A 17,715-nucleotide genomic window follows, 5' to 3' on the forward strand; every position below is an offset into this window, starting at 1 on the left:
TTTCGGCGCGGCGCAGTTCCAGGTCGGTGCGGCAATGACGGGCCCAGACCAGCAGGTCACCACCGTCGAGACAGTCCCGCACGTGCGCCACCGCCACCTCGCTCCCCGTTCTGCGTGCCCGCGCGCCGAGCACGCACGCCAGATTAGCGGCAGCCACCGACGTCTCCCCACCCGAGCGCGACGGTTCCCGACCGGTTTTCGACCGCAGCAGGGAGGCGGGTATGCTGATCCCCGGAAGGGCCCTCGTCCGGGCTGTGCTCGGCGATTCGACCGGGATACCCGGTTTGGAAGTTCGAGGCCCGGCCCGCTAGTCTTGCAGGGTTGCCTCGTGCGGCCCACGTGGGTCTGCGCTGGCCGACATCAGTCGGCAAGGCATTTGACTGAATCAGTTTCCGGTTCAACGGGCATTCGTGCGCCGTTAGCCGCTTATGACATGAAGGAGCTCGCGACATGGCTGCCGTTTGCGACGTCTGCGCCAAGGGCCCCGGTTTCGGGAAGTCGGTTTCGCACTCGCACCGGCGCACCAACCGTCGCTGGAACCCGAACATCCAGACCGTGCGTGCGCAGGTTGCCCCTGGCAACACTCGCCGGATGAATGTGTGCACCTCCTGCCTGAAGGCCGGCAAGGTCGCCCGCGGCTGATTTTCAGCCCATACGTTCTGCCGACAGTCCCCCGGCACCCCTCGTGGGTGATCGGGGGTTTTGTCGTCCGTGAGTGACTGGCGGATCGCGCCGCTGACCGCGAACCGGGTCACCGAACTGGCCTCCTGCCATATCGCCAGCTGGCGCGAGTCCTACGACACCCTGGTCCCCGCCCACATCCTGGACGGCTTCGACCTGGATCGCTCGGCGATCACGTGGGAACGGCGCCGCGCCGAAGGCACCCACCGGCTGCCCGTCGCCCTCGTCGACGACCGTGTGATCGGCTTCGCCTCCGCCACGGACCGGCGCCGAACCCTCGCCCACGTCGACCACGACGCAATCACCGAGATCGCCGACAAGTCATGCGCGGTCAGCAAGATCGATCCCGCACCCGGCGAGACCGATCCCCCACCCGGCGAGACCGAACTCGAGGCCCTCTACATCCGCAGCGCCTGGCACGGCACCGGCATCGCCGACGCCCTGATCGAATCCGCTGCACCCGGATCACCGTGCACCCTCTGGGTCTTCGCCGACTACCCGCGCGCCCACGCCTTCTATCGCCGCCACGGCTTCACCGACACCGGCATCCACCGCCTCGACCCGTTCACCCTGCTGCCCGAACAACTGTGGCGCCGCGGTTAGTGTGACGCCCATGAGTACCACCGAACCGGTCCCCGCCGCCCAGATCATCGACGGCGTGCTGCAGCTGACCATCGCCACCGCCGCGGCGGGCACCTCGATGGATTTCGATCTGATCGATGCGGGCACCGCCGCCCTGCGCACCCTCGACCCGTCGGTCGGCGCGATCCTGCTCACCGGCGCGGGCGCGAACTTCTGCGCAGGCGGCAATGTCCGCAATTTCGCCGCCGCCGACGATCGTGGCGCCTATCTGTTCGACAAGGCCGCCGGACTGCACGATTACGTGCGCGCGCTGGTGCAGGCCCCCGTGCCCGTGGTCGCCGCCGTGCAGGGCTGGGCGGCGGGCGCGGGCATGAGCCTGGTCTGCGCCGCCGACATCGCCATCGGCGGCCCGTCGACCAAACTGCGCCCCGCCTACCCCGGCATCGGGCTGACCCCCGACGGCGGCATGTCCTGGACCCTCCCGCGGATCGTTGGCCTGAGCCGCGCCCGCGAGATCCTGCTCACCGACGCGGTCCTGGATGCCACCGAAGCCGTTCAACTCGGAATCCTCAGCCGCACAGTCGAAGACGACGACATCCGCGCCGAGGCCCTGCGCGTGGCACAGTCCTTCGTCACCGGCCCCCGCGCCACCTACACGGCCATGAAAAAGCTGCTGGCCCAGTCGCCGACAGCGACACTGGACCAGCAGCTGGACGCCGAACGCGACGGCATCGCCGCCGCCGCGAACAACAGCACCGGCCGCGAAGGCGTCGACGCCTTCGTGGCCAAGCGCAAGCCCGATTACCGCGGGCTGAGCTGAATCAACGTCAGCAGGCGGCACCGAGGGCGCTGAAGGTGTTCTGCAGCAGGCAGGTCACCTTCGCGTTCACGCCCGAGGAGATCGTGGAGGTGCCGGTGGAGGTCCATTCCTCGCCGACCTGGGTGGTGGCCACGGGGGCGGCCTGCTCGTTGTAGGGCTCGAGCTGCAGGCCCTGCGCCGAGGCCGCGCTCGCGCCCGCGGTGATGGCGGCGGCGACGGCGGCGGTGGCAAGCGCGGCGCGAACGGTGGAGATGTACATCCGGTTGTGCTCCTTCATCATTTTCTGGTGCGGGCGACGCCCCGGGTCAGGGCAGCCGCCAGTCGACGGGGTCCGCGCCGAGTTCGTCGAGCAGTTCGTTGACCCGGGAGAAGGGTCGCGAACCGAAGAACCCGCGCGAGGCGGAAAGCGGTGAGGGGTGCGCTGATTCGACGTAGGGAACCTCGGCGTCGACGAGTGTGGGCTTGAGCGCGCGGGCGTCGTTGCCCCACAGCACGGCCACCAGCGGTTCGTCGCGGGCGACCAGCGCCCGGATCGCCTGTTCGGTGACCGCCTCCCAGCCCTTGCCGCGATGCGAGGCGGGTGCGCCGGGAGTGACGGTGAGTACCCGATTCAGCAGCAGCACACCCTGATCCGACCACGGGCTCAGGTCACCGCAGGTCGGCGTATCGAATCCGAGGTCCTTGCTGTATTCGGCGAAGATGTTGGACAGGCTACGCGGGACCGGCGAAACCTGCGGTGTGACAGAGAAACTCAGCCCCATCGCGTGGCCGGGCGTGGGGTACGGGTCCTGGCCGACGATGAGCACGCGCACCTTCTCGAACGGGCGTGTGAACGCGCGCAGCACGTTCTCCCCTTCGGGCAGGTAGCCGCGACCTGCCGCGTTCTCCTCGCGCAGGAACTCGCCCATTTCGCTGATGCGGTCGCGCACCGGCTCCAGTGCCCGGGCCCAGCCCGGATCGATGATCTCCGACAGTGGTTTGGCACCCATGACCGCACAACCTATCGTTCGTCGTCGGTGCGGGTGGCGTCCGCCCCACGGAACGATTCCCAGCCGGTGCCGCCGGTGGGTGCCGCGCCGTCGACGGTGACGCCGCTGCCTGCGGTGACCACGCCGATCGGCCGCCAGCCCGCGGGCAATGCCACACCGGCGGGCCAGGTTCCGGCGAAGGCGTGGTCTTCACCGCCTGCCAGCACCCAGTGCGCGGCGTCGGCGTCCAGGCGCTTGGCGACCGCGGACAGTTCCGGGTCGGTCAGTGCCGTGCTGTGGACGTCGATGGCGACATGTGAGGCGGCGGCCAGATGTCCGAGGTCGGCGAGCAGGCCGTCGGAGATGTCGGTGAGGCTGGTCGGGATGTCGGTGCCGAACGCGTCGACCACCGCGGCGTACGGCGGTTGCGGAACACGGTGGGTGGCAAGGGCATAGGTGAATTCGGGGTCGGATGTGTCTGCGCCGCTGGTCAATACGGCAAGGCCCGCGCCGGACCAGCCGAGTTCGCCTGCGACCGCGACGATGTCGCCGACTCCGGCGCCCGAGCGGGTGATCGCGGCCTGTCCGCCGAGGTCGCCGAACGCGGTCACCGAGACGACCAACTGTTCGCTGCGCACCAGATCCCCGCCCGCGATGGACCCACCGGCGCGGGCGGCTTCGATCCACATCCCGTCGGCGATCCCCTCGACCACCGCCACCGGAGTATCGGCCGGGCAGCCCAGCGCGACCACGAACGCGGTCGGGCGGGCTCCCATCGCCACCACGTCGGCGGCGTTCTGGGCGATGGCCTTGCGGCCGATGTCCACCGGCGAGGACCAGTCCAGGCGGAAGTGCCTGCCTTCCACGAGCATGTCGGTGCTCACCACGAACCGCCCGTCGGGCGCGGCCACCAGTGCGGCATCGTCACCGGGACCCAGCAGCACCTGCGCGGCCTGTTCGCGACCGGCGTTGATCCGGTCGATCAGGGCGAATTCGCCCAGCTCACGCACTGTCTGCGGACGGCTGTCCTCGCTGATGACCGACCCCTTCCCACTGTGCTGCGAACCGACGAAATCGCCCCGACGGTACCCTTTCGAAGGCGATCGGGCACCACCGACGGTGCAGGCGAACCCGCGAACGGAAGGACCACACAGCTATGGCGGACTCGAACCCGGAGGATCGCGACCGGGCGACCACCCCCGACGACCCCGCCACTGCTGATGCGAAAGCGGCTGGCGACAAGCCGACATCGGGCGACGCCGCGAACGCAGGCTCCGGTGCGGCCTCCGACACAGACGCGCACGACTCGGACTCCGACGACACCGACCTCGAGCCGACCCACTCCCCCGCGCTCATCGCCACGGCGGTCGCCCTACCCATCGTCCTGATCGTCGCAGTCCTGGTGGCCGCCTTCGTCGCCCTGCGCGCCCCCGTCGAACGCGAACCCCTCGCGCTTGGCCCCGTCCCGGCCCCCGCCGCCGACGGCCCCGCCTGCCACATCCTGCTCCCGGCCTTGCCCGCCGACCTCGGCGACTACACCAAGTCCACCCTCGTCGAACCCGCCCCGCCGGCCACCCGCGCCTGGCAGCTGCCCGACGGCGGCGACCCGATCACGCTGCGCTGCGGCCTGGACCGCCCGCTGGAGTTCAACCGGGCGTCCCCGTTGACGGAGATCGACGGCGTGAAGTGGTTCCAGGTCCGCGACGAGGTCGGCAAGACCGGCACGTGGTTCGCGGTAGACCGCGAGACGTACATCGCCCTGACCGTGCCCGACAACTCGGGCACCAGCGCGGTGCAGATCGTGTCCGACACCATCACCGCGAATCTGCCTGCACGCGAACCGACTCCGGGCGAACTCTGAGCTAACAGGCTGTCGCCGAACCCATTTCGAGCACAACAGCCCGAAACCCAAGCGCCCGAATAGAACTAGCGTAGCCCGGTCCCGCGCGACAGCGCCGTCTCGATCAGCGTCGACACCAGCGTCGGATAGTCCACACCGCTGGCCTCCCACATCCGCGGGTACTGCGAGATCGGCGTGAATCCGGGCATCGTGTTGATCTCGTTGATCACCGGCCCGTTCTCGGTGACGAAGAAGTCCACTCGCGCCAGCCCCTGGCAGTCCAGCGCACGGAACGCGCGCACCGACAGCTCGCGGATCTCGTCGGCCACCTCGTCGTCGAGCTTGGCGGGCACGTCGAATTCGCACACGTCGTCGAGGTATTTGGTGGCGAAGTCGTAGAACTGCGGCGCGGCCGCGTCGGCATCGGGCATCCGAATCTCGGAGACCACACTGCCGCGCACTTCACCGTCGGCGAATTCCAGTACGCCACACTCGACTTCGCGTCCGACGATGCCCGCTTCGATGATCACCTTCGGGTCGTGAACCCGCGCGGCGGTGATCGCCGCGGGCAGGTCGGCCCAGTCGGTGATCTTGGTGATGCCGATCGACGACCCACCGCGCGCCGGCTTCACGAAGGCGGGCAGCCCGATCCGCGCACGGTCGTCATCGGACAGCGTCTCGATCCCGGGACGCAGCACAATCTGCACGCCCACGGGTAAATTCTCAGCGGCCAGCAACTTCTTGGTGAACTCTTTGTCCATCCCCGCGGCACTGGCGAGAACGCCCGCGCCCACATAGGGAATCCCGGCCAGCTCGAGCATCCCCTGCAGCGTGCCGTCCTCGCCGAAGGGCCCGTGCAGGATCGGGAACACCACGTCGACATTGCTCAGCACCGCGCCGGAATCCAGGGCAACCAGCGCACCGGAACGACCGGGGTCGGCAGCCAGGGTGAGTGCGGTTCCCGACGCGTCGACCTGCGGCTGAACGCCGTGACTCAGCGCCAACTCACCGATCCCGTCGGCCAGCACCCAGCTGCCGGTGGCGGTGATGCCCACCGGCACCACCTCGTAGCGCGTCGGATCGAGGTTGCGCAGCACGCTGCTCGCCGATACGCACGAGACCGCGTGCTCGCTGCTGCGCCCGCCGAACACCACAGCTACCTTGATCCGTTCCGTCATGAACGTCACCGTAGTAGGTTCGCGCCGTGGTGGCGCTATCGCCCTTATTCGGGCTTGATGCGTCGCCCGAGCAGGCTGCCGACCGCCTCGTTCACCGACAGTCCCTCGTGGCACACCTTGTGCACCGCGTCGGTGAGCGGCATCTCCACCCCGTGCGCGGCGGCCAGCGCCCGCACCGATGTGCACGACTTCACACCTTCGGCCACTTGCCCATTGGTGGCTTCCTGCGCGGCGGCCATGGTGCCACCCGCGCCCAGCGCGAACCCGAACGAGCGGTTGCGCGACAGCGGCGAGGTGCAGGTGGCCACCAGATCGCCCACTCCGGCCAGCCCCGCCAACGTCACCGGTTGCGCCCCCAACGCGACCCCGAGCCGGATCACTTCGGCCAACCCGCGCGTGATCAGACTGGCCACCGTGTTGTCGCCCAGCCCCATCCCCGAGGCGATGCCGCAGGCCAGCGCGATGACGTTCTTACACGCCCCGCCGATCTCGCACCCGATCACATCGGTGTTGGTGTACGGCCGGAAATACCCTGTCGCACAAGCCCTTTGCGCGGCCCCGGCCCGCTCGGTGTCGGTGCAGGCGATCACCGTGGCTGCCGGTTGCCGTTCGACGATCTCGTGCGCCAGATTCGGCCCCGACAGCACCGCGATGCGCCCCGGTTGCGCCCCGGTGACCTCCGCGATCACCTGACTCATCCGCAGCAGTGTCCCGGTCTCGATCCCTTTGGCCAGGCTCAGCAGGGTGGCGTCGGACCCGATATCGCCTTTCCACGCATCCAGATTCCCGCGCAGCGACTGCGACGGCACCGCGAGCACCACCAGATCCGCCCCGTCCAACGCGACCCGGTGATCGTCGGTGGCGCGCACCGGCGGCAACTGCACCCCCGGCAGGTAGAACGGATTGCGGTGCTCGGTGTCCAGCGCCTGCGCCACCTCCGCCCGCCTGGCCCAGATCGTGACGTCGGTGCCCGCTTCGGCCAACACCTTCGCGAACGCCGTACCCCACGACCCCGCACCCATTACTGCCGCCCTCGTCATCAGCCCAATATGCCATGCAAGGATCGAGGCCATGCACACCGTGCACGCCGTGATGGCGGTCAAGCAGATCGACAGGGCCAAGAGCAGGCTGGGCAGCGTGCTCAGTAGCTCGCAGCGCGCGCAGCTGGTGCTGGCCATGTTCACCGATACGGTCGTGGCCGCCATGGCCGTGCCGCAACTGGTGTCGCTGACCGTGGTCACCCCCGATCCGCTGGTTGCCGCGCGTGCCAGGGAGCTGGGCGCGCACGTGATGGACGAACCCCCCGCAGGCCACGACCCGCTCAATACCGCCCTGGCCGCAGGCGCGCAGAACGTGCGCGACCGCCACGGCCCCAGCCGCCTGCTCGCCCTACAAGCCGACCTCCCCGCGTTGCGTCCGGCCGAACTGGCCGACGTTCTCGCCGTCACGCCGCGCGGTGGTCGTTGCGTGGTGATCGATCACACGGGCACCGGTACCGCCGCATTGCTGATCCACGACCCCGCCGCCCCGCTGGCCCCCCGTTTCGGCGCCGATTCCGCCCGCGCCCACCGTGAGAGCGGTGCCGTAGTGCTGGAAGGTCACTGGCCTGGCCTGCGCAGCGACGTCGACACCCCCGAGGATCTGGACACCGTCGCCGCGCTGGGCGTCGGCGAACTCACCACCTCGACGCTGCGCGAATTCGGATTCGCCGCGCACAGAAGTGATCCCGTTCGCACCGTGTGCTGACCGATCGCCGGATTCGTCGCAGATCGGACGAACCGTACGATGTCGTGATGCGCGGCGCCCCTTCCTCGAGGGATGATTGATCCCGTGAGCGATACGGAAACCATCAAGCAGCTGCCCCCGATTTCCCCGCCACCCGCGGCCGCCATCACCGCGGGCGGTGACGCCACGTCGCAGCGGTTGCCCCGCGATCGCTACCTCAATCGCGAGCTGAGCTGGCTGGACTTCAACGCCCGCGTGCTGGCCCTCGCCGAGGACGCGTCGCTGCCGTTGCTGGAGCGGGCCAAGTTCCTCGCGATCTTCGCGTCCAATCTCGACGAGTTCTACATGGTGCGCGTGGCCGGCTTGAAACGCCGTGCCGAAACCGGTCTCTCGGTGCGCTCGGCCGACGGTCGCTCCCCGTCGGAACAGCTCGAGATGATCACCGCCCGCGCCCAGGAATTGCAGAAGCGGCACGCGAAGGTCTTCATCGACGAGGTGAACCCGGCTCTGTCGGCCGAGGGCATCGACATCATCGGCTGGAACGATCTGGACGACACTGAGCGCGAACGCCTTTCGGGCTACTTCACCGACCAGGTCTTCCCCGTCCTGACCCCGCTGGCCGTTGACCCCGCGCACCCGTTCCCGTACATCTCCGGCCTGAGCCTGAACCTGGCCGTGACGGTGCGCGACAACGGCACCGGCGGCGAACACTTCGCCCGCGTGAAGGTCCCCGACAACGTCGACCGGTTCGTGCGCGTGCGCCGCACCGACGCACCGTCGGCGATCGCGGCCTTCCTGCCGATGGAAGACCTCATCGCCGCGCACCTGGACCTGCTGTTCCCCGGCCTGACCGTGGTGGAGACGCATTCGTTCCGGATCACCCGCAACGCCGATTTCGAGGTCGACGAGGACCGCGACGAAGACCTGCTGCAGGCCATGGAACGCGAACTCGCGCGCCGCCGCTTCGGCAAGCCGGTGCGGCTCGAGGTCTCCGACGACATGACCGAGCACATGCTGGAACTGCTGTTACGTGAGCTGGAGGTCGACCCCGCCGACGTCATCCAGGTCCCCGGCCTGCTGGACCTGTCCTGCCTGTGGCAGGTCTACGGCGTGGACCGCCCCGAACTCAAGGACGCCCCGTACGTTCCGGCCACCCCGGCCGCGTTCGGCGAGCGCGAGACCCCGCGCAATGTGTTCACCGCGCTGCGCGAGGGCGACGTGCTGGTGCACCACCCCTACGACTCGTTCTCCACCAGCGTGCAGCGCTTCATCGAACAGGCCGCCGCCGACCCGCAGGTGCTGGCGATCAAGCAGACCCTGTACCGCACCTCCGGCGATTCCCCCATCATCAATTCGCTGATCGAGGCCGCCGAGGCGGGCAAGCAGGTCGTGGCGCTGGTGGAGATCAAGGCTCGTTTCGACGAGCAGGCCAACATCAAGTGGGCGCGCGAACTGGAACAGGCCGGCGTGCACGTGGTCTACGGCCTGGTCGGCTTGAAGACCCACTGCAAGACCTGCCTGGTGGTGCGCCGCGAGGGTTCCACGATCCGCCGCTACTGCCACATCGGCACCGGCAACTACAACCCCAAGACCGCGCGCCTGTACGAGGACGTCGGGTTGTTCACTGCCGCACCGGAAATCGGCGCCGACCTCACCGACCTGTTCAACTCGCTGACCGGTTACTCCCGCAAGGACGACTACCGCAACCTGATGGTCGCGCCACTTGGTGTGCGCGCGGGCATCATCGAGCGCATCGATCGCGAAATCGAGCTGGCCGGACAGGGTTTGGACGCACGGATTCGGATCAAGGCCAACGCGATCGTCGACGAGCAGATCATCGACGCCCTCTACCGCGCCTCCCAGGCCGGTGTGCCGGTGCAGATCGTGGTGCGCGGCATCTGCGGGCTGCGCGCGGGCGTGCCGGGCCTGAGCGAGAACATCGAGGTGCGCTCGATCCTGGGCCGGTTCCTCGAGCACTCCCGGGTGATGGAATTCGGTGCACAGCAACAGACTTGGATCGGCAGCGCCGACATGATGCACCGCAACCTCGACCGCCGCGTCGAAGTGATGGTGCAGGTGAAAGATCCCAAGCTGGTGGATCAGCTGGCGCTGATGTTCGATTCCGCGCTGGATCCGATGACCCGCTGCTGGATCCTGCTGCCCGACGGGACCTGGCAGGCCAGCCCCACCGACGCCGAGGCCGATCAAGTGCGCGATCACCAAACCTTCCTCATGCGACTGCGTCGACCCGATCAGCCGTGAACGCGAAGGGGCGGGAGACGTTGCGCGATCCGCGAGTTCGACCCAATATCCATGCGGCAGGGGCGGTTCTGTGGCGCGAAGGCGCCGACGGACCCGAGATCGGCGTGATCCATCGCCCGAAATACGGTGACTGGTCGCTGCCCAAGGGCAAGCTCGATCCCGGCGAGACCCCGGTGGTCGCGGCCGTGCGCGAGGTAGGCGAGGAAACGGGCCTGCCTGCCACGCTGGGGCGCTATCTGGGCCACGTCACCTATCCGATCCCCGGGCACCGTCAGCTCAAGCGCGTGGACTACTGGGCCGCCGAGGCCCCCGAGGGCGAATTCGCGATCAACGACGAGGTCGACGACCTGCGCTGGATCCCGCTGTCGCAGGTGATGGATCAGCTGTCGTATCCGATGGACCGCCAGATCGTGCGGATCTTCGCGCGCCTGCCCGCCCGCACCAGCACGGTGCTGCTGGTGCGGCACGCCAAGGCGGGCAAGCGCGGCCACTTCGACGGCCCCGACGAGCTGCGCCCGCTCGAGGCCGCCGGACAACAGCAGTCCAAGGCATTGACACCGAATCTGTTGGCGTTCGGCGCATCTGAGATCTTTTCCGCCGATCCACTGCGCTGCGTCCAAACCATGACCCCGCTGGCGGAACAGCTCGATACCGAAATCATTTGCGAGCCACTGTTTTCCGAGCAAGGTTACGAATTCGCGAAAAGTGCGGCGCGCCAACGTTTTCTGTCGTTGGTCACCGATACCGGCGTGCCGGTGGTGTGCAGTCAGGGCGGGGTGATTCCCGATCTGATGCAGTGGCTGGCGTCCGAAGGCGACCTCACCTTGCCCTCGGTGCGCAATCGCAAGGGCAGCGTGTGGGCATTGTCGTTCGTGGGCGACCGATTAGTCGCGGCGAACCATATGGACCGGGCGCTGTCGACAGCAATCGTGACCACCTGACCCTGGCGATCAGCCTCGAAACAGCCGAAACGGCCCCGGGATTCCCGGGGCCGTTCTCGGTCCAGTGGTGGGTGATGCTTACATGCACATTCCCCGACCTGATCCCGCTGCGGCAGGATCAACGAGCACGACGGGCGGCAGTCTTCTTAGCAGCAGTCTTCTTAGCAGGAGCCTTCTTCGCAGCTGTGGTCTTCTTGGCCGCCGTGGTCTTGGCGGCGGTCACCTTCTTGGCAGGCGCCTTCTTGGCCGCCGTCACTTTCTTTGCCGCCGTGGCCTTCTTGGCCGGCGTGGTCTTCTTGGCGGCGGGTGCCTTGGTCGCGGCCTTGCGGGCCGTGGTCTTGGCGGGACCCTTCGACGGCGTGGCCTTCTTGGCCGCGGTCTTCTTCGCCGCGGTCTTCTTGGCTGCCGCCTTCTTCGCCGCCACCGGGGCATTCGCGCCACGCTTGACGGCAGGCCCGGACGCGGTCAGCTTCTGCTTGCCCGCGATGACCGCCTTGAACTGTGCGCCCGGTCGGAAGGCAGGCACCGAAGTGGCCTTCACCTTCACGGTTTCACCGGTGCGCGGGTTACGAGCGACCCGGGGAGCACGCTTGCGCTGTTCGAACACACCGAATCCGGTGATGGTGACGCTTTGACCCTTGTGCACGGCACGGACGATGGTGTCGACAACATTCTCGACAGCCGCGGTAGCCGTCCGCCTGTCCGTACCCAACTTTTCGGTCAGAACGTCGATCAGTTCCGCCTTGTTCATTGAATCCTCCGCAGACTAATGGCCCGTCGTCGGACCGACTAGGTACCACGGTAAACCCAGTTTGAGCAAGAGTCTATGTGCCACGCCAAAATTCATGTGGTTTAGCACACGTCCAGCTACCTCGGAACGCCGAACAGCGACTGCGCGCCGCAGGTGATTACGCCTGCGAAATAGGCTCCGGTAGCGTCACGGGTTTCCATGACGGCCTTCCCTTTTCGAACTCACCGATCTCGTCGGCGCGGCGCAGCGTGAGGCCGACATCGTCCAAACCCTCCAGCAGACGCCAGCGGGTGTAGTCGTCAATATCGAACGGCAACACGACGGTTCCCGCTGTGACGGTGCGCGAGGACAGGTCAACAACCAATTCCAGACCCGGCTGTTCCTCGATCAACTTCCACAACATTTCGACATCGTTCTGTGACATCTGCGCGGCCAACAGCCCACCCTTGCCAGCATTTCCGCGGAAGATGTCGGCGAAACGCGACGAGATGACCACCCGAAATCCGTAGTCCGACAGCGCCCACACCGCGTGCTCACGCGAAGAGCCGGTGCCGAAATCCGGTCCGGCCACCAGCACGCTGCCGCGGCTGTACGGCTGCGTGTTGAGAATGAACTGCGGGTCGGCACGCCATCCGGCGAACAGGCCGTCCTCGAAACCCGTTCTGGTCACGCGCTTCAGGTAAACGGCGGGGATGATCTGATCGGTGTCGACATTGGACCGGCGCAGCGGTACACCGATGCCCTTGTGAACGGTGAAGGCTTCCATAACGATTCCCTTTCGATCTGTCGGTGATCGGTGACTCAGGCCAGATCAGCGGGCGAGGACAGGGTTCCTCGCACTGCCGTGGCGGCGGCGACCAGCGGCGAGACCAGGTGCGTGCGACCGCCCTTGCCCTGCCTGCCTTCGAAATTGCGGTTCGACGTCGACGCGCACCGCTGCCCCGGCTCCAGCTGATCGGGGTTCATGCCCAAGCACATCGAGCAGCCTGCCTGCCGCCATTCCGCGCCCGCGGCGGTGAAAATCTCGCCCAGACCTTCCTTTTCCGCCTGCGCGCGCACCCGCATCGAACCGGGCACGACCAACATGCGCACGCCGTCGGCGACCTGACGGCCCTTCAGCACGTCGGCCACCGCGCGCAGATCCTCGATCCGGCCGTTGGTGCACGAACCGACGAACACCGTGTCCACGCTCACCTCACGCAGCGGCATACCCGGCGTCAGGTCCATGTAGCGCAACGCCTTCTCGGCGGACTCACGCTCGTTCTCGTCGACGATCTGCGCCGGGTCGGGCACGTTCGCGCCCAACGGCAGACCCTGGCCCGGGTTGGTGCCCCAGGTGACGAACGGGGTCAGCGTCGAGGCGTCGATGTGGACCTCGGCGTCGAATTCCGCGCCCTCGTCGGTGACCAGCGCGTCCCAGGACGCCACTGCGGCATCCCAGTCGGCCCCCTGCGGGGCGTGCGGGCGGCCCTTCAGGAATTCGTACGTGGTCTCGTCGGGGCCGATCATGCCCGCGCGCGCGCCCGCTTCGATCGACATGTTGCAGATGGTCATCCGCGCTTCCATCGACAGCTTGCGAATGGCCTCGCCGCGGTACTCCAGGACATAGCCCTGGCCGCCGCCGGTGCCGATCTCGGCGATCACAGCGAGGATCAGGTCCTTGCTCGTGACGCCGGGCGCCAATTCGCCGTCGACGGTGATTGCCATCGTCTTGAACGGACGCAGCGACAACGTCTGAGTGGCGAGCACGTGCTCGACCTCGCTGGTGCCGATGCCCATCGCGAGCGCACCGAACGCGCCGTGGGTGGAGGTGTGGCTGTCACCGCAGACGACGGTCATACCGGGCTGGGTAAGACCCAACTGCGGGCCGACCACGTGCACGATGCCCTGTTCCACATCGCCCATCGAGTGCAGCCGCACGCCGAATTCGGCGCAGTTGCGGCGCAGCGTTTCCACCTGGGTGCGCGACACGAGATCCGCGATCGGCTTGTCGATATCGGCCGTGGGGACGTTGTGGTCCTCGGTGGCGATGGTGAGATCGGTGCGGCGCACCGGACGGCCTGCCGCGCGTAGCCCGTCGAAGGCCTGCGGGCTGGTCACCTCGTGCACGAGGTGCAGATCGATGTAGATCAGATCAGGTTCGCGGGAAGAACCCTCGCCTTCGCCTGTGACGACGACGTGCTGTTCCCACACCTTCTCGGCCAGTGTGCGAGCGCGCTCGGCCATTGCTTGATCACCTTTCGACGGGCATACTTGGTATCTCAGCATTTGAGACGTTAGTATCGTTCTATGAGACAGCATAGCGGTATCGGTGTTCTCGACAAAGCCGTGGCGGTGCTCTACGCCGTCGCCGACGAACCATGCGGTCTCAACGACCTGTGCACCCGCACCGGCCTGCCACGCGCCACCGCGCACCGGCTGGCGGTCGGGCTGGAAACGCATCGACTGCTGGCCCGCGACGGCAACGGATTGTGGCGTCCCGGTCCCGCGCTCACCGAGTTGTCGGCGGGGGCGGCCGATCCACTGGTGGAGGCCGCGGGGGTCATTCTGCCCCGCCTGCGCGAGATCACCGGCGAGAGCGTGCAGCTGTACTGCCGCGACGGGCACGCCCGCGTCTGCGTGGCCGCGCTGGAACCACCGGTCGGCCTGCGTGACACGGTGCCGGTCGGTTCCCGACTGCCGCTGACCGCGGGTTCGGCCGCGAAGGTGTTGCTGGCGTGGGCCGATCCGGAACTGCAGCGAACCGTCCTGGCCGACGCCGTGTTCGGCGATCGCGCGCTGGCCGAGGTGCGCAAGCGCGGCTGGGCGCAAAGTGCGGCCGAGCGCGCGCAGGGTGTGGCCAGCGTCTCGGCGCCGGTGCGCGATGCCAACGGTGCGATCGTGGCCGCGGTGTCGGTGTCGGGGCCCATCGATCGGATGGGTCGTCGGCCGGGTGCGCGCTGGGCGGCGGATCTGGTCGCGGCGGCCGAGGCACTGCACAAGCGGCTGTAAACGCGAAGAAGGCCCCCGGTCGGATTCGACCGGGGGCCTTACTTTGCTTTGTAGCCCCGACGGGATTCGAACCCGCGCTACCGCCTTGAGAGGGCGGCGTCCTAGGCCGCTAGACGACGGGGCCAGGACGATCTCACAAATCTAACCGAGTGTGAAACCTTGCTGGGGTACCAGGACTCGAACCTAGAATGGCTGTACCAGAAACAGCTGTGTTGCCAATTACACCATACCCCAAAGATCGAAACGCCCACCTTGCAATCTCCACCGAGTGGTTGTCGGTGTTGCGAGGCCGTGTTCCGCGGCGATGAGAAGATTACCAAACACTAGGGGGTAAACTACAAATCGCCTGGTCAGAAGGCCCTTTTCGGCCGTTTTCGAGCCATCTGAGCGGATGCGACACCCTCGCCGCACCCGCACCCGCACCCGCTCCCGCAGCTACTGCGCGGCAGGCACCCAACCACGGGCGGCCCGCAGACGTTCCAGCGAAGCCTCACGGCCCAGCAGTTCCATCGACTCGTACAGCGGCGGGCTGATGTGCGAACCCGTCACCGCCACCCGCACCGGCGCGAAGGCCTTGCGCGGCTTGAGCCCCAGATCGTCGATGAGCGCCTTTTTGAGCGCTTCCTCTAGTGCGGGGGTGGTCCACTCGCCCAAGGGCTCCACAGCGGCGATAGCGGCGTCGAGAACCGCGTCGGCTTCGGCACCGAGGTTCTTGCTGCCTGCCGCCTGATCGATCGCGAACTCCTCGGGCGCCACGAACAGGAACTTCAACAGGCCCCACGCGTCACCGAGAACCACGATCCGGGTCTGCACGAGATCGGCGGCAACCGCGAAGCTCTTCTCGTCGATGTCGGCGCCGATGTGACCCTGCGCGGTCAGATATTCGCGCAAACGTTCCGCGAAATCGGCGGGCTCGAGCAGACGGATCTGCTCGGCATTGATCGCGTCGGCCTTCTTCTGATCGAAACGCGCGGGATTGGAATTCACGGTCGAGATATCGAATGCCGCGACCATTTCCGCCATCGAGAAGACATCGCGGTCCTCGCCGATACTCCAACCCAGCAGCGCGAGATAATTCAGCAAACCCTCGGGAATGAATCCGCGGTCGCGATGCAGGAACAGATTCGATTCCGGATCGCGCTTGGACAGCTTTTTGTTGCCCTGGCCCATCACGAACGGCAGATGACCGAACTCGGGCGTGAACTCGGCCACCCCGATGCGCTGCAGCGCCGCGTACAGCGCCAGCTGACGCGGCGTCGACGACAGCAGATCCTCGCCGCGCAACACGTGAGTGATCCGCATCATGGCGTCGTCGACGGGATTGACCAGGGTGTAGAGCGGGTCGCCATTGCCACGGGTGAGCGCGAAATCGGGGATGGTTCCGGCTTTGAAGGTGGTTTCTCCGCGCACCAGATCGTTCCACCCGAGATCTTCGTCGGGCATCCGCAAACGCACTACCGCGGGGCGTCCTTCGGCTTTATAGGCGGCAATCTGTTCGGCGGTGAGATCGCGGTCGAAATTGTCGTAACCCAGTTTCGGATCGCGACCGATCGCGCGGTGCCTGGCCTCGACTTCGTCCGGTGTCGAGTACGCCTCGTAGGCCTCGCCGGCCTCGAGCAGTTTGCGCACCACGTCCAGGTGCTGGTCGCGGCGCAGCGACTGCCGGTACGGCTCGTACGGGCCACCGACCTCCGGGCCCTCGTCCCAGTTCAGTCCCAACCAGCGCAGCGCGTCCAGCAGTGCCTGGTAGGAATCCTCGGAATCGCGTGCGGCATCGGTGTCTTCGATGCGGAACACGAAGCTGCCGCCGTGGTGGCGCGCGTACGCCCAGTTGAACAGCGCCGTGCGGACCAGGCCCACGTGCGGCGTGCCGGTCGGCGACGGGCAGAAACGGACGCGAACTTCAGTCATGACTTCCTTCTCCGCTGGATTCAGCGCTTGGTGGCAACAGGATTGGTGAGGGTGCCGATGCCCTCGACGGTGACCGACACACTCTGACCGGCCTGCAACGGACCAACGCCTTCCGGTGTGCCCGTGAGGATCACGTCACCGGGCAGCAGCGTCATCACCGAGCTGATCCACTCGATGATCTCCGGAATGTCGTGCAGGAACAGCGAAGTGCGGCTGCGTTGGCGAACTTCACCGTCGACTTCGGTGGTGATCTCCAGATCGGTTGGGTCGAGGGCGGTTTCGATCCACGGGCCCAGCGGGCAGAACGTGTCGTAGCCCTTGGCCCGCGTCCACTGGCCGTCGTGGCGCTGCTGATCACGGGCGGTCACGTCGTTGGCGACGGTGTAACCCAGGATCACCTCGGCGGCCTTGGCGGCGGGCACGTCCTTGCACGGACGGCCGATCACCACGGCCAGCTCGCCCTCGTAGTCGACCTGAGATGAGCTGGGCGGCAGGATGATCGACGCGTTGGGGCCGATGATCGACGTGTTGGGCTTGATGAAGATCACCGGATCCACCGGTGCCACACCGCCCATTTCGGCCGCGTGTGCGGCGTAGTTCTTGCCGATGCAGATCACTTTGCTGGCCAGGATCGGCGCCAGCAGGCGGACGTCGGCCAGCGGCCAACTCCGTCCGGTGAACGTCGGCGAGCCGAACGGGTGTTCGGCGATCTCCTTGGCGGTGGCATCGCTTCCGTCGCCTTCGATGCTGACGAACGCGACTCCATCGGGACTGGCTACTCGACCTAAGCGCATGGCAGGGAGTCTATCGAGGCGCGACTACCTGCCCGAACGCGCCCGCGACGGGACACGGCACGGTCGATAGCGACGCACGCGCGGTGCGGGCAAGCTCACACCGATGTGATTCGAAGACGCTGCCCGCCTACGCAATTCGCGCACCGCGCAGTGTGACCTGTCAGACACCTCGGGCACGCGACACATCCACGGGTCATCGGTGTACCGTGAGCATCGATGTTCAGCCAATGAGACTGCAATCTCAAATACTGAGACGCAATCGTGCAATTCA

18 protein-coding genes and 2 tRNA genes are annotated in these 17,715 nt (G+C 67.1%); 8 read left to right on the top strand and 12 right to left on the bottom strand.

All coding sequences use genetic code 11. The annotated features are described in order from the left end of the window. Window positions 1–450 precede the first annotated feature (450 nt). From rpmB to ACFWU5_RS01675, 3 genes are all read left to right on the top strand, one after another. Window positions 451–642, top strand: coding sequence for a 50S ribosomal protein L28 (gene rpmB, locus ACFWU5_RS01665; RefSeq protein ID WP_039799620.1), 192 nt, complete (start codon window positions 451–453; stop codon window positions 640–642). Between the two features lie 69 nt (window positions 643–711). Next, window positions 712–1,284, top strand: coding sequence for a GNAT family N-acetyltransferase (locus ACFWU5_RS01670; RefSeq protein WP_379265773.1), 573 nt, complete (start codon window positions 712–714; stop codon window positions 1,282–1,284). A gap of 10 nt (window positions 1,285–1,294) precedes the next feature. Continuing rightward, window positions 1,295–2,083, top strand: a complete 789-nt coding sequence (locus ACFWU5_RS01675; protein WP_379265774.1) for an enoyl-CoA hydratase/isomerase family protein — start codon at window positions 1,295–1,297, stop codon at window positions 2,081–2,083. 7 nt (window positions 2,084–2,090) lie between these two features. Here the strand turns inward: ACFWU5_RS01675 and ACFWU5_RS01680 are convergent, their stop codons facing one another. From ACFWU5_RS01680 to ACFWU5_RS01690, 3 genes are read right to left on the bottom strand one after another with little or no spacing between them, the layout of a single operon-like run. Further along, window positions 2,091–2,342, bottom strand: coding sequence for a hypothetical protein (locus tag ACFWU5_RS01680; protein ID WP_379265775.1), 252 nt, complete (start codon window positions 2,340–2,342; stop codon window positions 2,091–2,093). Window positions 2,343–2,388: 46 nt separating this feature from the next. Continuing rightward, a complete protein-coding gene (locus ACFWU5_RS01685) occupies window positions 2,389–3,072 on the bottom strand; it encodes a uracil-DNA glycosylase (protein WP_379240635.1) in 684 nt (227 codons plus the stop codon). A gap of 11 nt (window positions 3,073–3,083) precedes the next feature. Next, window positions 3,084–4,088 (bottom strand): thiamine-phosphate kinase, encoded by a 1,005-nt coding sequence (locus tag ACFWU5_RS01690; protein WP_379266198.1) that lies wholly within the window; start codon window positions 4,086–4,088, stop codon window positions 3,084–3,086. Window positions 4,089–4,207: 119 nt separating this feature from the next. Between ACFWU5_RS01690 and ACFWU5_RS01695 the strand changes: the two genes are divergently transcribed. Continuing rightward, on the top strand, window positions 4,208–4,912 hold the full coding sequence (locus tag ACFWU5_RS01695; RefSeq protein ID WP_379265776.1) for a DUF3515 domain-containing protein: 705 nt from the start codon (window positions 4,208–4,210) through the stop codon (window positions 4,910–4,912). Between the two features lie 65 nt (window positions 4,913–4,977). Here the strand turns inward: ACFWU5_RS01695 and ACFWU5_RS01700 are convergent, their stop codons facing one another. Together ACFWU5_RS01700 and ACFWU5_RS01705 are read right to left on the bottom strand one after the other, a co-directional pair. Next, complete coding sequence (locus ACFWU5_RS01700) at window positions 4,978–6,069, bottom strand: D-alanine--D-alanine ligase family protein (RefSeq protein ID WP_379265777.1); 1,092 nt, start codon at window positions 6,067–6,069, stop codon at window positions 4,978–4,980. A 44-nt stretch (window positions 6,070–6,113) separates the two neighbouring features. Beyond that, window positions 6,114–7,109, bottom strand: coding sequence for an NAD(P)H-dependent glycerol-3-phosphate dehydrogenase (locus ACFWU5_RS01705; protein WP_379240629.1), 996 nt, complete (start codon window positions 7,107–7,109; stop codon window positions 6,114–6,116). Between the two features lie 31 nt (window positions 7,110–7,140). On the opposite strand from ACFWU5_RS01705, the gene cofC reads away from it, so the two are divergent. The 3 genes from cofC (at window position 7,141) to ACFWU5_RS01720 (ending at window position 10,997) form a co-directional block, all read left to right on the top strand. Further along, window positions 7,141–7,815 (top strand): 2-phospho-L-lactate guanylyltransferase, encoded by a 675-nt coding sequence (cofC, locus tag ACFWU5_RS01710; protein WP_379265778.1) that lies wholly within the window; start codon window positions 7,141–7,143, stop codon window positions 7,813–7,815. Window positions 7,816–7,887: 72 nt separating this feature from the next. Continuing rightward, window positions 7,888–10,056 (top strand): RNA degradosome polyphosphate kinase, encoded by a 2,169-nt coding sequence (locus ACFWU5_RS01715; protein WP_379265779.1) that lies wholly within the window; start codon window positions 7,888–7,890, stop codon window positions 10,054–10,056. After that, window positions 10,053–10,997 carry an NUDIX domain-containing protein gene (locus tag ACFWU5_RS01720; protein ID WP_379265780.1) on the top strand — a complete coding sequence of 315 codons (945 nt, stop codon included), beginning with the start codon at window positions 10,053–10,055 and terminating at the stop codon, window positions 10,995–10,997. The genes ACFWU5_RS01715 and ACFWU5_RS01720 overlap by 4 nt, the downstream gene beginning before the upstream one ends. Window positions 10,998–11,115: 118 nt before the next feature. Here ACFWU5_RS01720 and ACFWU5_RS01725 read toward each other — a convergent pair whose 3' ends face one another. From ACFWU5_RS01725 to leuC, 3 genes are all read right to left on the bottom strand, one after another. Further along, window positions 11,116–11,748, bottom strand: a complete 633-nt coding sequence (locus tag ACFWU5_RS01725) for an HU family DNA-binding protein (RefSeq protein WP_379240624.1) — start codon at window positions 11,746–11,748, stop codon at window positions 11,116–11,118. A 157-nt stretch (window positions 11,749–11,905) separates the two neighbouring features. Continuing rightward, window positions 11,906–12,514, bottom strand: coding sequence for a 3-isopropylmalate dehydratase small subunit (leuD, locus tag ACFWU5_RS01730; protein ID WP_379240622.1), 609 nt, complete (start codon window positions 12,512–12,514; stop codon window positions 11,906–11,908). Window positions 12,515–12,549: 35 nt separating this feature from the next. Then, window positions 12,550–13,974, bottom strand: a complete 1,425-nt coding sequence (leuC, locus tag ACFWU5_RS01735) for a 3-isopropylmalate dehydratase large subunit (RefSeq protein ID WP_379240620.1) — start codon at window positions 13,972–13,974, stop codon at window positions 12,550–12,552. Between the two features lie 63 nt (window positions 13,975–14,037). Between leuC and ACFWU5_RS01740 the strand changes: the two genes are divergently transcribed. Then, a complete protein-coding gene (locus tag ACFWU5_RS01740) occupies window positions 14,038–14,739 on the top strand; it encodes an IclR family transcriptional regulator (RefSeq protein WP_379240619.1) in 702 nt (233 codons plus the stop codon). Between the two features lie 51 nt (window positions 14,740–14,790). Here the strand turns inward: ACFWU5_RS01740 and ACFWU5_RS01745 are convergent. The 4 genes from ACFWU5_RS01745 to ACFWU5_RS01760 form a co-directional block, all read right to left on the bottom strand. Beyond that, window positions 14,791–14,863 (bottom strand) — tRNA-Glu (locus tag ACFWU5_RS01745). Window positions 14,864–14,901: 38 nt separating this feature from the next. Beyond that, window positions 14,902–14,973: transfer RNA gene (locus ACFWU5_RS01750), tRNA-Gln, on the bottom strand. A gap of 201 nt (window positions 14,974–15,174) precedes the next feature. Then, window positions 15,175–16,650 (bottom strand): glutamate--tRNA ligase, encoded by a 1,476-nt coding sequence (gene gltX / locus ACFWU5_RS01755; protein WP_379265781.1) that lies wholly within the window; start codon window positions 16,648–16,650, stop codon window positions 15,175–15,177. A gap of 20 nt (window positions 16,651–16,670) precedes the next feature. After that, window positions 16,671–17,444, bottom strand: a complete 774-nt coding sequence (locus tag ACFWU5_RS01760; RefSeq protein WP_379240617.1) for a fumarylacetoacetate hydrolase family protein — start codon at window positions 17,442–17,444, stop codon at window positions 16,671–16,673. Window positions 17,445–17,715: the final 271 nt, after the last annotated feature.

Origin of the sequence: Nocardia sp. NPDC058640 (genome assembly GCF_042716995.1) — a bacterium.
Lineage (GTDB): Bacteria > Actinomycetota > Actinomycetes > Mycobacteriales > Mycobacteriaceae > Nocardia.